15 protein-coding genes are annotated in these 13142 nt (G+C 72.2%); 9 read left to right on the top strand and 6 right to left on the bottom strand.

The genetic code is table 11. The features are described from left to right. The first annotated feature begins 50 nt into the window (after positions 1-50). From ACFY0T_RS32270 to amaP, 4 genes are read left to right on the top strand one after another with little or no spacing between them, the layout of a single operon-like run. Complete coding sequence (locus ACFY0T_RS32270; protein WP_388878393.1) at positions 51-236, top strand: hypothetical protein; 186 nt, start codon at positions 51-53, stop codon at positions 234-236. A gap of 45 nt (positions 237-281) precedes the next feature. Continuing rightward, the gene (locus ACFY0T_RS32265) at positions 282-623 is read left to right on the top strand and encodes an Asp23/Gls24 family envelope stress response protein (RefSeq protein ID WP_388878391.1); all 342 of its coding nucleotides are present in this window, start codon (positions 282-284) and stop codon (positions 621-623) included. After that, entirely contained in the window at positions 620-1297 is a 678-nt protein-coding gene (locus ACFY0T_RS32260) for a DUF6286 domain-containing protein (protein WP_388878389.1), read from the top strand. The genes ACFY0T_RS32265 and ACFY0T_RS32260 overlap by 4 nt, the downstream gene beginning before the upstream one ends. Further along, a complete protein-coding gene (gene amaP / locus ACFY0T_RS32255; RefSeq protein ID WP_388878386.1) occupies positions 1294-1881 on the top strand; it encodes an alkaline shock response membrane anchor protein AmaP in 588 nt (195 codons plus the stop codon). The genes ACFY0T_RS32260 and amaP overlap by 4 nt, the downstream gene beginning before the upstream one ends. A 107-nt stretch (positions 1882-1988) precedes the next feature. Here the strand turns inward: amaP and ACFY0T_RS32250 are convergent, their stop codons facing one another. The 6 genes from ACFY0T_RS32250 to ACFY0T_RS32225 form a co-directional block, all read right to left on the bottom strand. Beyond that, complete coding sequence (locus ACFY0T_RS32250; protein ID WP_388878383.1) at positions 1989-2744, bottom strand: SDR family oxidoreductase; 756 nt, start codon at positions 2742-2744, stop codon at positions 1989-1991. A gap of 5 nt (positions 2745-2749) precedes the next feature. Then, the gene (locus tag ACFY0T_RS32245; protein ID WP_388878381.1) at positions 2750-4534 is read right to left on the bottom strand and encodes a glycoside hydrolase family 15 protein; all 1785 of its coding nucleotides are present in this window, start codon (positions 4532-4534) and stop codon (positions 2750-2752) included. Between the two features lie 206 nt (positions 4535-4740). Further along, positions 4741-5532, bottom strand: coding sequence for an SURF1 family protein (locus ACFY0T_RS32240; protein WP_388878847.1), 792 nt, complete (start codon positions 5530-5532; stop codon positions 4741-4743). A 205-nt stretch (positions 5533-5737) separates the two neighbouring features. Next, on the bottom strand, positions 5738-5971 hold the full coding sequence (locus tag ACFY0T_RS32235) for a hypothetical protein (protein ID WP_054232337.1): 234 nt from the start codon (positions 5969-5971) through the stop codon (positions 5738-5740). Between the two features lie 92 nt (positions 5972-6063). Further along, positions 6064-7065, bottom strand: coding sequence for a DEDDh family exonuclease (locus ACFY0T_RS32230; RefSeq protein WP_388878378.1), 1002 nt, complete (start codon positions 7063-7065; stop codon positions 6064-6066). Positions 7066-7346: 281 nt separating this feature from the next. Next, positions 7347-7964 (bottom strand): TetR/AcrR family transcriptional regulator, encoded by a 618-nt coding sequence (locus ACFY0T_RS32225; RefSeq protein WP_388878375.1) that lies wholly within the window; start codon positions 7962-7964, stop codon positions 7347-7349. Between the two features lie 153 nt (positions 7965-8117). Between ACFY0T_RS32225 and ACFY0T_RS32220 the strand changes: the two genes are divergently transcribed. The 5 genes from ACFY0T_RS32220 (at position 8118) to ACFY0T_RS32200 (ending at position 13138) form a co-directional block, all read left to right on the top strand. Next, entirely contained in the window at positions 8118-8915 is a 798-nt protein-coding gene (locus ACFY0T_RS32220; RefSeq protein ID WP_388878373.1) for an acetoacetate decarboxylase family protein, read from the top strand. Next, a complete protein-coding gene (locus tag ACFY0T_RS32215; protein WP_388878370.1) occupies positions 8915-9799 on the top strand; it encodes an SDR family NAD(P)-dependent oxidoreductase in 885 nt (294 codons plus the stop codon). Before ACFY0T_RS32220 ends, ACFY0T_RS32215 begins: the two co-directional genes overlap by 1 nt. 11 nt (positions 9800-9810) lie before the next feature. After that, a complete protein-coding gene (locus ACFY0T_RS32210; RefSeq protein ID WP_388878367.1) occupies positions 9811-11094 on the top strand; it encodes an amidohydrolase family protein in 1284 nt (427 codons plus the stop codon). Continuing rightward, a complete protein-coding gene (locus ACFY0T_RS32205; protein WP_388878364.1) occupies positions 11091-12347 on the top strand; it encodes an amidohydrolase family protein in 1257 nt (418 codons plus the stop codon). The genes ACFY0T_RS32210 and ACFY0T_RS32205 overlap by 4 nt, the downstream gene beginning before the upstream one ends. Before the next feature lie 80 nt (positions 12348-12427). Then, a complete protein-coding gene (locus ACFY0T_RS32200) occupies positions 12428-13138 on the top strand; it encodes a VIT family protein (RefSeq protein WP_388878361.1) in 711 nt (236 codons plus the stop codon). The last annotated feature ends 4 nt before the right edge of the window (positions 13139-13142 follow it).

Genomic DNA, 13142 nt, shown 5'->3' with positions numbered 1-13142 from the left:
CACCGAACCGCTAGTGATCACTCGGCCACCCAACTGCTGAGGAGCACACCATGAGCTTGGCCGTGATCGGCATGATCGCCGGAATGGCGCTGGCCTTCGCCGGGTACTTCGGCGGATTCGGGGCCTTCTTGCTGGTGGCCGCCCTGGGGGCCATCGGGTTCGTCGTCGGGCGGTTCCTGGAGGGGGACCTGGACGTCGGCGACTTCTTCCGCAGCCGCGACGGCCGGCGGCGGTGACGCGTGCCAGGTCACGTTGACCGGCTCGGTGAGCCACGGCGGCCCGTGACGACCGTCGCGGCGGCCGAGCGGGGCGCGACCCGGATCGCCGACCGGGTCGTCGCGAAGATCGCCGCGCAGGCGGCGCGCGAGGCGCTCGTGACGCTGCCCCCGGACGCCATGCCCCCGCACGCGAGCGTCGTCGTGCACCACGACAGCGCCCGCGTCCGCGTCAGCGTCGAACTCGACTACCCCTCCGACATCGGTGGCCAGTGCCATGCGGTGCGTCGCCATGTCGCCCAGCGGGTAAGGACGTTGGCGGGGATGGAAGTGCCGGAGGTGGCCGTCCAGGTGGAGCGGCTGCATCTGGCGCAGGCGCCCGGCGCGGCACAGGGGAGGACGCGATGAGCGAGTCCCAGGGCTCCGAGGACACCCGACGCATGCCCGTCATGGAGAAGGCGACCGAGCGGGAACTCGGCCAGTCCGCCTCCGCGGCCGCCTACGAACCGATGCCGCCGACCCGCGAGGACGAGGACGGCGGCCAGGGCCGCTTCTGGTCCGCGCGCCGCGTCCCCGCCGGCATTCTCGCGGTGCTGATCCTCGTCGGCGCGGGCATTCTCCTGTACGACATCGCGGCCGTGCGCGCCCACCGGCCCGCCCTGCACTGGCGCAGGTCGCTGGCCCGGCAGCTCGCCGAACGGCCCCTCGACGACACCTGGGTGCTCGTCGGCGCGGGAGTCGCGGCCGCCCTCGGGATCTGGCTGATCGTCCTCGCCGCCACGCCCGGACTGCGCGACGTCCTGCCGATGCGGCGCACCCACGCCGACGTCCGGGCAGGGCTGCACCGGGGCGCCGCCGCGATGGCGCTGCGCGACCGGGCCATGGAGGTCGCCGGGGTGCGGTCGGTCCGGGTCCGTATGGGACGTACGAAGGTCGACGTCCGCGCGGTCTCGCACTTCCGTGAACTGGACGACGTACGCGCCGACTTGGACGCCACGCTCGCCGACGGCATCAAGGGGCTCGGGCTCACCCGGCCGCCCGCACTGTCGGTGCATGTCGCGCGGCCCGGACGGAAGGGGTGAGCGCGGTGCTCCGGATCGTCAACCGCGTCCTGATCGGGATCATCGGTCTCGCGCTGCTCGTCCTCGGCGGTTCCGTGCTGGCCATCGGCCTCGGACTGAACCCGCCCTCGTGGTGGATCCACGACGGACAGCACGATGTGCTGCTCAGTGACGCCGACCGGGCCCGCTGGCGCGACCACGGCTGGTGGTGGCCCGCCGTCATCGTCGGCCTCGCGGTCCTCGTGGTGCTCGCCCTGTGGTGGCTGGCCGCCGTGCTGCGCCGGCGCCGGCTCACCGAAGTGCTGGTCGACACCGGCGACGGCGAGGGCGCGCTGCTGCGCGGGCGGGCCCTGGAAGGCGTACTGGCCGCCGAGGCGGGGCAGTTGGACGGCGTCGCACAGGCACAGACCCTGCTGACCGGGCGGCGCAGCGCGCCCGAGGCGCGGGTGCGGCTCCTGCTGGAACCTCATGTGGACCCCGGCGACGCCCTGCACCTGCTGACGGCGGAGGCGCTCGCGCACGCGCGGGACTCGGCGGGCCTTGCCGCACTCCCCGCGGAGGTACGCCTGCGCGGGGTCAGGCACCGGGCCGAGCGCGTGACTTGACCGTAAATGACACGCCTGCCCAAGGAGACGCCTGCCCAAGGAGACGCCTGCCCAAGGAGACGCCTGCCCAAGGAGACGGCCGTCCAAGGAGACGGCCGTCCAAGAGGTCAGAACCCGTTCCGCATCCCGCCGTCCACCGGCAGCATGATGCCCGTGAGGTACGACGCCGCCGGTGAGAGCAGGAACGCGGCCGCGCGGCCGAACTCCTCCGGGGTGCCGTAGCGGCGCAGCGGAATGCGGGCCTCGTTGGCCGCGCGGGTGGCCTCCGGATCGGCGGAGAGGCTGTCGAGTTCGCGCACGCGGTCGGTGTCGATACGGGACGGGAGCAGGCCGATCACACGGATGCCGCGCGGGCCCAGCTCGTCCGCGAGGGACTTGGCGAAGCCCGCGAGGCCGGGGCGCAGACCGTTGGAGATGGTGAGTCCCGGGATCGGCTCGTGCACCGAACCGGAGAGCACGAAGCCGATGACACCGCCCTCGCCGAGTTCCGCGGCGGCCGCGCGGGCCAGCCGCACCGCGCCCAGGAAGACCGATTCGAACGCGGCCGTCCACTGCTCGTCCGTGTTGTCCGCGACGAACCCGGGCGGCGGGCCTCCGACGCTGATCAGGACGCCGTCGAAGCCGCCGAAGTGCTCACGGGCGGCGGCGATCAGCCGGGGCGCGGTCCCCGGGGCGGCGTTGTCGGCGGCGACCCCGACCGCGTTCGGGCCGAGCGCGGACGCGGCATCGGCGACGCTCTTCTCGTCGCGCCCCGTCACCACGAGCTTCGCTCCGTCGGCGACGAGTTCGCGAGCGGCGGCGTTGCCCAGGCCACGGGTGGCTCCCGTGACGACGTACACACGGTCCTTCAGTCCAAGATCCATGGCCCCTATCCTGCCTGCTCGCCCCCGAACAGGGCGAGGGCGGTACCCACCAGGCCGATATGGCTGAACGCCTGCGGGAAGTTGCCGAGCTGGCGGCCGGAGCCGGGGTCGTACTCCTCGGAGAGCAGGCCCACGTCGTTGGCCAGCCCCACCAGCCGCTCGAACATCTCGCGGGCCTCCCGCGTCCGGCCCGTCATGTGCAGCGCCTCCGCGAGCCAGAACGAGCAGACCACGAAGGTGCCTTCGCCGCCCGCGACCCCGTCGATGTCGGGCCCCTCGGTGCTGTAGCGGCGCAGGAGGCCGTTGCGGCCGAGTTCCCGGTGGACCGCGTCGATGGTGCCGAGGACCCGCGGATCGTCGGGCGGCAGGAAGCCGACGCGGGGGATCAGCAGCAGTGAGGCGTCCAGCTCGCGTGAACCGTAGGACTGTGTGAAGGTGTGCCGCTCGGGGTCGTAGCCGCGCTCGCACACCTCCCGGTGCACCTCGTCGCGCATCGCGCGCCAGCCCTCAAGGTTGCCTTCCAGCTTGGGGTTGCTCTCCACGGCGCGTACCGCGCGGTCGGCGGCCACCCACGCCATCACCTTCGAGTACACGAAGTGCCGGCGCGGGCCGCGCACCTCCCAGATCCCCTCGTCGGGCTGGTGCCACGCGGTGCGCAGGAACTCCATCAGGGCGACCTGCACCCGCCACATGTGCGGCTTGGACGGCAGGCCCGAACGCCGGGCCAGCGAAAGCGAGTCGGTGACCTCGCCGTACACGTCGAGCTGCAGCTGCTTGACGGCGTCGTTGCCGACCCGGACCGGGTACGAGTCCGCGTAGCCGCGCAGCCACGGCACCTCGTACTCGGACAGGCGGCGCTCGCCGGCGAGGCCGTACATGATCTGCAGGTCCGCCGGGTCGCCGGCGACCGCGCGCAGCAGCCAGTCGCGCCAGGCCTCGGCCTCCTCGTGGTAGCCGGCCGCCAGGAGCGCGCCGAGCGTGAGCGTGGAGTCGCGCAGCCAGCAGTAGCGGTAGTCCCAGTTGCGGACGCCGCCGAGATCTTCGGGCAGGGAGGTGGTGGGGGCGGCCACGATGCCGCCGGTCGGCGCGTAGGTGAGGGCCTTGAGGGTGATCAGGGAGCGCATGACGATGTCCCGGTGCGGGCCGTCGTAGCGGCAGCGCGCCGCCCACGCCTGCCAGTCCTCGACGCTGGTGCGCAGTGCCTCGTGCGGGTCGACGAGCGGCGGGCGCGGCTCGTGCGAGGGATGCCAGGTCAGTACGAAGGCGACCTTCTCGCCCGCCGCGACCGTGAACTCCGAGTGCGTACCGAAGTCCTTGCCCCAGGTGTGCACGGGCGGCTCGCTGCGCAGCCAGACCGAGTCCGGGCCCGCGACCGCCACGCGATGGCCGTCCGACCGGCGCATCCACGGCACGATCGAGCCGTAGTCGAAGCGCAGCCGCAGCAGGCCGCGCATCGTCACCCGGCCGCTCAGCCCTTCGACGATCCGTACGAGATCGGGGGCGCGGTCGCGCTGCGGCATCAGGTCGGTCACCCGGACCGAGCCCTCGTCGGTGTCCCACTCGGTGTCGAGCACGAGCGTGTCGGGACGGTACGCGCGCCGCGTGCAGGGGCCCGCCCCCTTCGGTGCGATGCGCCAGTGCCCGTTGTCCTCGTCGCCCAGCAGCGCCGCGAAGCAGGCCGCCGAGTCGAACCGGGGCAGACACAACCAGTCGACTGAGCCGTCGCGGCCCACCAGAGCGGCGGTCTGCTCGTCCCCGATGAGCGCGTAGTCCTCGATGCGTTGGTGCACGCTGGACGGGTTCCCGAGGGGGGCAGCGGCCAATCGGGCCGCCAGAGTGGCGCGGGGCGGTGGCTGGGTGGGGTGGGGTTGCCGGGGTGGTGCGGGGTGCTCGCCTGTGGGGTGGGACTGCCGGGGTGGTGCGGGGTGCTCGCCCGCGGGCGGGGTGCCGGAATGGCTCAGGCCGGCCGGTCGCCCGTGGGGGCCGGTCCCCGGCGTCAGACGGCCGCCGCGGCCGTCTCCGGCGTGGCCTCCGCCGCGGCCGCCTCCGCGCGGTCGCGGCGCTCGCGGCGGACCAGGATCACCCAGCCGACGGGGACGCCCGCCGAGAACAGCCACCACTGGATCGCATACGCCATGTGCGGACCGATGTCGCTGTGCTCGGGGTCGGGGATCAGCTCGGGGGAGTCGCCCTTGGGCTCCGGCGCGGTCTGCTCGATGTAGCCGCCGAGGACCGGCTTGCCGAGCCGCCGTGCCTCCTGCTCGCTGCTGATCAGCATGACCTGACGGTCGGGCAGACCCTGGACGTTCTTGATGCCGCTGTCGGCGGTCGTCTCGTCGGCCATCAGCCGGCCGGTGACGGTGATCTCGCCCTGCGCGGGCGCCGGGATCTTCGGGAACGCGGTCTGCGCGCCGTCCGCCGGGACCCAGCCCCGGTTGACGACGAGGACCCGGCCGTCGTCCAGGACGAACGGGGTCAGGACGTGGTAGCCGACCTCGCCGTCGGAGTTGGTGCGGCGGCGTACGACCTCTTCGTGCGCGGTGTCGAAGTGACCCTTCGCGGTCACCCGGCGGTACAGGTCGTCGTGCTTGACGTGCTGCCCCGGCCCGGTGAGCGACTCGGCGGGCACCGGCTTCGCGGCCAGGGACTCGGAGATCACCGTGTTCAGCGCGACCTTGTGTTCATGGCGGTGCAGCTGCCAGAAGCCCAGTCGGATCATCGTGGGGATGAGCGCGAGGGTCACAAGGGTGAGGATCACCCACTGCCGGGACAACAGGAAGCGGTACACCCCATTGACGGTACTCGGCACGATTCGGCCCTCGACGGGAGGGTCCCGCCGAGGGCCGTCCGATGCGCTGTGCCGGGCTTGGGACGATGCCCGTGTCGGCCTCGGGGCGATGCCGTGTCGGCCTCGGGGCCATGCCCGTGCCGGTTCGGACGATGCCCCGTGCCGGGTGCGGGACGATGTCCCATGCCGGGCTCGGGACCGGGGGTCACACCTTGTCGATGATCCCCACCTTCCCCTCCGCCCGGGCGCAGTGCGCGCCGCAGAACCAGTGGCCCTCGACCTCGACCCCTTGGCCGATGATCTGGACGCGACAGTGCTCGCAGATGGGGGCCATCCGGTGGATCGCGCAGGAGAAGCAGTCGAAGACGTGCACCGCACCCTGCGCGTGCACCTCGAACGTCATGCCGTAGTCATTGCCACATACTTCGCATCTCGCCATGCGCCACAGGGTGGGGCGCCGACGCGGCGCGGGCGAGTGGGCGCCGGGCGAGTCGCCCGCCAATCACCCGTACGTCCGTCAGCGGCCCCCTGTCACTTCGCCGACGCCGGCTCCACGTCCCGCAGCAGCTGGCCGAACGCCGCCTCGTCGATGACCGGGGTCCCGAACTGCTTGGCCTTGACCACCTTCGACGTACTGGAGTCCGGGTCGTTGGTGACGAGCAGGCTGGTCAGCCGGGACAGGCTCGTCGCGACATGCAGCCCGGCCTCGATGGCGCGGTCCTCCAGCAGTTCGCGGTCGACGGAGGTGTCCCCGGAGAACGCGACCCGCATGCCCTGCTTGAGCGGTTTGCCCTCTTCGTACCGGCCTGGGTTGGGATAGGGGCATGCGGGACGTTTGCGCGAGGGGCGCCAACTCCCGGACGGGTAGCCGCCCCCGGAGGGGTAGCCGCCGGACTGTCGCCCGATCCGCGGCGCGGCGGGGCTGTCGGACCACTCCTTGAGCGGCCGGCACTCCAGCAGCGGCAGCCGCACCCCGCCGCGCGCGGCGGTGTGCAGGCTCGGCCGGAACGCCTCGGCCAGTACGCGCGCGTCGTCCAGCGCGTGGTGCGCCCGCTGCTGTACGACCCCGAAGTGCGCGGCCAGCGACTCCAGCTTGTGGTTGGGCAGCGGCAGCCCCAGCTCCTTGGAGAGCGCGATGGTGCACAGCCGTTGGCGCACCGGCGCCTCGCGCTCCACGCGCGCGTACTCCCGCGCGATCATCGACCAGTCGAAGACCGCGTTGTGTGCGACCAGCACGCGGTCGGCGAGCCGGGCGGCGAACTCCTCGGCGATGTCCTGGAAGAGCGGCGCCCCTTCGAGCATCTCGCTCGTCAAGCCGTGGATCCAGACCGGGCCCGGGTCCCGCTCCGGGTTGACCATCGTGTACCAGTGGTCCTCGACCTCACCGCGCGCGTCCAGCCGGTAGACGGCGGCCGAGATTATCCGGTCGTCGCGGGCCAGGCCTGTGGTCTCCACGTCAACGACCGCGTACCCCTGCGGATACGCGGCCGGCCAGGAGGCTGGGGACGCTGCGGTCGTGAGGTCTTCGAGCATGGTCCATGAGGATACGGGCCACGACTGACAGCCCGGCCGCCGCCTTCCAGGAGTTGACGCCGGCGGCCCCGGGCCACGAGGTCCCGGGTTTTTCGCCCCCGGGCTCCGCCCCCAAACCCCCGCTCCTCAAACGCCGGAGGGGTTGAATCTTTCAGCCCGTCCGGCGTTTGAGGACGAGCGCGTCAGCGCGATACGGGGGGTCTGGGGGGCGGAGCCCCCCAGGTACGGGACGGGTAGGGGCGGAGGGGGCGAAAAACCTCCCCCCCGGCCCCGTCACCGTGTCACCGCCCGAGCAGCGCCCCCACCAACGCCCCTACGGAGGCGACGAACAGCCTCTCCTCGTCCACCGGCCCGGCGAGCGCCCGCGCGAGGCCGGGGTCATCCTCCGCCGCCTCGGCACCCCACAGCTCCTGCTCGGCCGGCCGCTGCACCGGCGCCCGCTCCCGGTTGCGCTCGACGAGGACGAAGCCCACCACCTGGAACTGCACCGCGCGCACGACCTCGGCGGCCCGCGCCCCCCGCAGCCCCGCCGCGTGCACCTCGTGCACCAGCGCCCGCTGCGCGGGCAGGAACATCCGCTCGGTCAGGCCGCGTTCGTGCACCATCGCGACGAGGTGCGGATGGTCGCGCAGCTGCCGGCGCAGGGCGCGGGCCACCGAGAGGATGCGCTGCGCCGGCGTGCGCCCGGTGGGGCGGATCACGCCGAGGTCCGCGACGGTCCGCTCCACGAGTGCGTCGAGCAGGGACTCGCGATTGCCGACGTGCCAGTAGATCGAGGTGACCGCGGTGCCCAGCTCGGCGGCGAGCTTGCGCATCGTCAGGGCGTCCGGGCCGTGCTGCTTCACGAGCCCGGCGGCGGTCTCCAGGACCTCGTCGCGTGTGAGTGCCGGTCTCCCCATGGTGCTCCCAGGTCCGTGTCCGCACACGTATTTACCCTGAGCGCAGTCTGCTGTAACTGTGTTACAGGCGCCAGTGACGGACCATCAGAAACCTTCGAAGCCCAGACCTTCGAAGCCCGAACCTTCGATGCCTTCGGTGAGGGGCGGTACGACATGGCACGAGTGAGGTACGGCGCACGGACCGAGGCGGAGATCGCCGCCGCGCGCACCGCGAGTTCCCAGCTCCCCGACATCTGGTCCACCGGCGTGGTGGCCGTCTGGGAGAGCGATCCGGACGCGGTCGCGGCGGTCCTGCCGCCTCCGCTGAAACCCACCGGGCGGCCGCTGGTGCGGGTGAACATCAGCAAGGTCGACCTGCCCGGATATCCGCTGGGCGCGGGCTCGTTCGCCGTCGCCGCGGCGCACGACGGTGTCGAGGGGTGGTACCCGCTCGTCATGCCGATGACCCACGAGCGGGCCCTCATCGGCGGCCGCGAGGTCTTCGGGGAGCCCAAGAAGCTCGGCGAGGTGACGGTCGAGCGCGACGGTCTCGTCGTGCGCGCCGCACTCGCCCGGCACGGCATCGCGTTCGTCGAGGTGCGCGGCGCGGTGAGCGGCGACCTGCCGCTGCCCGAGCCCGCGCAGAAGACCGACTTCTACTTCAAGTTCCTTCCCGCGGTGGACGGTTCGGGCTTCGACGCCGACCCCGTCCTCGTGCACTGTCTGCGCAACGAGAAGGTGCGCAAGCTGGAGCGCGTCACCGGGGACGTCGTCCTGCGCGAGTCGATGTACGACCCGGTCGCCGACCTGCCCGTACGCGAACTCGTCGAGATCACCCTCGGCGAGAAGACCACCGACCAGAAGGGCAAGGTCGTCGAACGGGTCAGCGCCCAGGCCCTGTTGCCGTACATCCACCAGCGCTACGACGATCCGCAGCAGATCCTCGACGGACCGCCGGAGGGGAGCGTCTGATGCATCTCCGTGAAGGTCAGGTCGCCGTCGTCACCGGAGCGGCGAGCGGCATCGGGCTCGCGATGGCGCGGCGGTTCGCGGCGGACGGTCTGAAGGTCGTCCTCGCGGACGTCGAGGAGGGCGCCCTGGAGAAGGCCGCCGCCGAGCTGCGAGAGGACGGCGCCGACGTGCACGCGCGCGTGGTGGACGTCGGGGAGCGCTCGGAGGTCGTCGCGCTGGCCGAGGACGCGTACGAGAAGTACGGCGCCGTGCACGTGCTGTGCAACAACGCCGGTGTCGGCTCCGGCGCCGAGGGCCGCATGTGGGAGCACGACCCGAACGACTGGAAGTGGGCGTTCGCCGTCAACGTCTGGGGCGTCTTCCACGGCATCCAGGCGTTCGTCCCGCGGATGATCGCCGGGGGAGAGCCGGGCCACGTCGTCAACACCTCCTCCGGAGACGGTGGGATCGCCCCGCTGCCCACCGCCTCCGTGTACGCCGTCACCAAGGCGGCCGTCGTGACGATGACCGAGTCGCTGTATGCCCATCTGAAGGCGGAGCACGCGTGCGTGGGCGCGTCCGTGCTCTTTCCGGGGCCCCACATGCTCCGTACGGGCCTGTGGGAGTCGCACCGCAACCGGCCCTCGCGGTACGCGAAGCAGAAGCCCAGGAAGACCCCGTACCGCAGCCTCGACCAGTGGGAGGCCGCGATGAAGGAGGCGGGCCACGAGGTGCGGTTCACGCCCGTCGAGGAGGTCGCCGACCTCGTCGCCGAGGGGATCCGTGCGGGCCGCTTCTGGCTGCTGCCCGAGAGCGAGCACAGCGACCGGCAGATCCGGGCGCGGTCGCAGTCGATGCTCGACCGCTCCGACCCGTCGTACCTAGAGAACTTCATTCTGGACTGAGGAGGCAGGCGATGACCGGCCAGGACCCGTACCTGATCATCTCCTCCGACTGCCACGCCGGACTTCCCACCGAGGAGTACCAGCCCTATCTGGACGCCCGTTTCCACCGGGACTTCGACGAGTTCCTCGCGGGCCGCGACCGGCGCCGCGAGGAGATGACGCGGCTCGGTATCCGCAACGAGGCGTTCGCGAACAAGTGGTTCCAGGACAACGAGGAGGGTCTGCGCGGCGGTTGGGATACCGCGCAGCGCCTCAAGGAGCTGGACGGCGACGGCGTGGCGGCCGAGGTGGTCTTCCCGGACGCCGACGCCGTCGACAGCCAGACGGCCGCCCCCTTCGGCGTGGGCCTCGGCCTCTCAGGCGACCAGGACCCGGAGCTCGGCATGGCGGGCGCGCAGGCGCACAACCGCTGGCTGGCCGACTTCGTGTCCGAGAACCCCGAACGGCACTGCGGGGTCGCTCTGTTGCCGATCACGGCCGAGCCCTCACGCGTCGTCGAAGAGGTGCACCGGGCGAAGGAGTCGGGGCTCGGCGCCCTGATGATCCCCTCCATGTGGGTCGACAAGGAGCCGTACCACGACCGCCGTTACGACTCCGTGTGGGCGGCGGCCGCCGAGTGCGGGATGCCGGTGGTCACCCACTCCGGGGCGGCGCCGCGCCACGAGTACGGCGACCACCTCGGCATTTACGTCAGCGAGGTGACCTGGTGGCCCGCCCGCCCCCTCTGGTTCCTGCTGTGGTCGGGGGTCTTCGAGCGGCACCCGGGCCTCAAGTTCGGTGTCGCGGAGTCCGGTTGCTGGTGGCTGCCGAATCTCCTCTGGTTCATGGACCGCCTCTACCTCGGCGCGCACGGCGGCAAGAAGCTGTCGCCCTTCGCGGAGCTGAAGCGGCCCCCGCACGAGTACCTCGACCGGCAGCTCTTCATCTGCGCGACGAACACCAAGCGTCGCGAGCTGGCCCAGCGGTACGAGATCGGCGTCGACAACATCCTCTGGGGCAGCGACTTCCCGCATCCCGAGGGCACTTGGCCCGACACGCGTGCGTGGCTGGCGAAAACCTTCCACGACATCCCCGTCGAGGAGACACGCCGGATGCTGGGACTCGCGGCCGCGGAGGTCTTCGGCTTCGACGTGGAGAAGCTGACGCCGCTGGCCGGGCGCATCGGTCCGACCCCGGCCGACCTCGGCCAGTCCGCCGACCAGGCGGCCGTCGAGGCGTCCTGGGCGCGCTCGCGCGAGGTGGGCCGCCACTGGCTCACGGACCACGACTTCCCTGTACTGGGGGTGGATCGATGACCACTACTGGGGATGGATCGATGACCGCCGAGGACCGCTACACCGTCATCTCGGCCGACTGCCATGCGGGCGCCGATCTCCTGGACTACAAGCCGTACCTGGCGCAGCAACACCACGAGGCGTTCGACGCGTGGGCGGCCACCTACGTCAACCCGTACGAGGACCTGCTCGCCGACACGGCCGACAAGAACTGGAACTCCGAGCGGCGCCTCGCGGAGCTGGAGGCGGACGGGATCGTCGCGGAGGTCGTCTTCCCCAACACCATCCCGCCGTTCTTTCCGTCGGCCTCCCTCATGGCGCCGGCGCCCACAGCCGAGGAGTTCGAGCAGCGCTGGGCCGGGCTGCGCGCCCACAACCGCTGGCTCGCGGACTTCTGCGCGGCCGCGCCGGGCCGCCGGGCGGGGGTGTGCCAGATCCTCCTGAACGACGTGGACGAGGCCGTGAAGGAGATCCGCTGGGCCGCCGCCGCGGGCCTCAAGGGCGGCCTCCTGCTGCCCGGCACCCCACCGGGTTCGGGCCTGCCCGAGCTGTACTCCTCGGCGTACGACCCGATCTGGGCGGTCTGCGCGGAGCTGGGCGTCCCCGTGAACCACCACGCGGGCTCCGCCTCGCCCCCGCTGGGCGACGAGCCCGCCGCGCGGGCGGTCTTCATGGTGGAGACGACGTGGTTCTCGCACCGGGCCCTGTGGCACCTGGTGTTCGGCGGCGCGTTCCGCCGTCACCCGGACCTGAAACTGGTGTTGACCGAGCAGGGCTCGGGCTGGATCCCCGGGGTGCTCGACATGCTGGACTACTACCACGGGCGGCTGGTGGCGGCCGCCACGAAGGCGTCCACGGCCGAGGCGAAGTTCGGCACGGGACTGGCCGCGGCGATGGGCAAGGGCCCTTCGGAAGTCTGGCGGGACAACTGCTTCGTCGGCGCCAGCTTCATGCGCCCGCACGAGGTGCCGCTGCGCGACCGCATCGGCCTCGACAAGATCATGTGGGGCAGCGACTACCCGCACGACGAGGGCACCTACCCGTACTCCCGGGAGGGCCTGCGCACCGCGTACGCGGGCCTGCCCCGGGAGGAGATCGCGGCGATGGTCGGCGGCAACGCTGCCCGCGTGTACGGCTTCGATCTCGATCTCCTCGACCCGATCGCGGCGAAGGTGGGACCGACGGTCGAGGAGCTCGCGGAGCCGCTGGGGGAGCCGCCCGCGGACGCCACGAGCCCGGTGTTCGCGAAGGGGGGCTCGGTACGGGTGTGGTGAAGCCCCGGGGCGTACGGACGGCCCGGAAGCCCGCCGGGTCGATACGTCGCTGACGGCACCCGGAGTGCGATCCTCCCCGTGTGACGGAACCAACGCACGACGAGGCCCATGGAGGCGCGCTCGGCTCGCGGCTGAACTGGTTGCGGGCCGCCGTCCTGGGCGCCAATGACGGCATCGTCTCCACCGCGGGCCTCGTCGTCGGCGTGGCCGGCGCCACCGACGACCACTCCGCGCTGCTCACGGCGGGGCTCGCGGGACTGCTGGCCGGCTCCATGTCGATGGCGGCGGGCGAGTACGTGTCCGTCTCCACCCAGCGGGACTCGGAGTTGGCCGCCCTGGCCATGGAGAAACGGGAGCTCAAGGAGCAGCCGGAGGCCGAACTGGAGGAGCTGACCCAGCTGTTGGAGGCGCGGGGCCTGTCGCGGGACGTGGCCCGCGAGGCGGCGGAACAACTCACCGAGCGGGACGCCTTGAAGGCCCACGCGCGCGTGGAGCTCGGCATCGACCCCGACGAGCTCACCAACCCGTGGCACGCCGCAGGGGCGAGCTTCCTCGCCTTCACCGTGGGCGCGCTGCTGCCGCTGCTGGCGATCGTGCTCCCGCCGGCGGACTGGCGGCTGGGGGTCACGGTCGTGTCGGTGCTGGCCGCGCTCGTCCTCACCGGGTGGAGCAGCGCGCGCCTGGGGTCGGCGGACGCGGGCCGGGCGGTGCTGCGGAACGTGGCCGGGGGCGCGCTGGCGATGGCGGTGACGTACGTGGCGGGAACCCTGCTGGGAGCGGCGGGCGTGTGAACGC

The organism is Streptomyces sp. NPDC001530, from assembly GCF_042894545.1.
Lineage (GTDB): Bacteria > Actinomycetota > Actinomycetes > Streptomycetales > Streptomycetaceae > Streptomyces.
The sequence above is the reverse complement of the archived record's forward strand: the minus strand, read 5'-3'. Positions and strand labels throughout refer to the sequence as shown.

Coding starts and splice junctions, on each gene's coding strand:
- ACFY0T_RS32210 (WP_388878367.1), top strand. CDS start 9,811: ATGACCGGCCAGGACCCGTACCTGATCATCTCCTCCGACTGCCACGCC.
- ACFY0T_RS32260 (WP_388878389.1), top strand. CDS start 620: ATGAGCGAGTCCCAGGGCTCCGAGGACACCCGACGCATGCCCGTCATG.
- ACFY0T_RS32230 (WP_388878378.1), bottom strand. CDS start 7,065: ATGCTCGAAGACCTCACGACCGCAGCGTCCCCAGCCTCCTGGCCGGCC.
- ACFY0T_RS32250 (WP_388878383.1), bottom strand. CDS start 2,744: ATGGATCTTGGACTGAAGGACCGTGTGTACGTCGTCACGGGAGCCACC.
- ACFY0T_RS32220 (WP_388878373.1), top strand. CDS start 8,118: ATGGCACGAGTGAGGTACGGCGCACGGACCGAGGCGGAGATCGCCGCC.
- ACFY0T_RS32270 (WP_388878393.1), top strand. CDS start 51: ATGAGCTTGGCCGTGATCGGCATGATCGCCGGAATGGCGCTGGCCTTC.
- ACFY0T_RS32225 (WP_388878375.1), bottom strand. CDS start 7,964: ATGGGGAGACCGGCACTCACACGCGACGAGGTCCTGGAGACCGCCGCC.
- ACFY0T_RS32205 (WP_388878364.1), top strand. CDS start 11,091: ATGACCACTACTGGGGATGGATCGATGACCGCCGAGGACCGCTACACC.
- ACFY0T_RS32215 (WP_388878370.1), top strand. CDS start 8,915: ATGCATCTCCGTGAAGGTCAGGTCGCCGTCGTCACCGGAGCGGCGAGC.
- ACFY0T_RS32235 (WP_054232337.1), bottom strand. CDS start 5,971: ATGGCGAGATGCGAAGTATGTGGCAATGACTACGGCATGACGTTCGAG.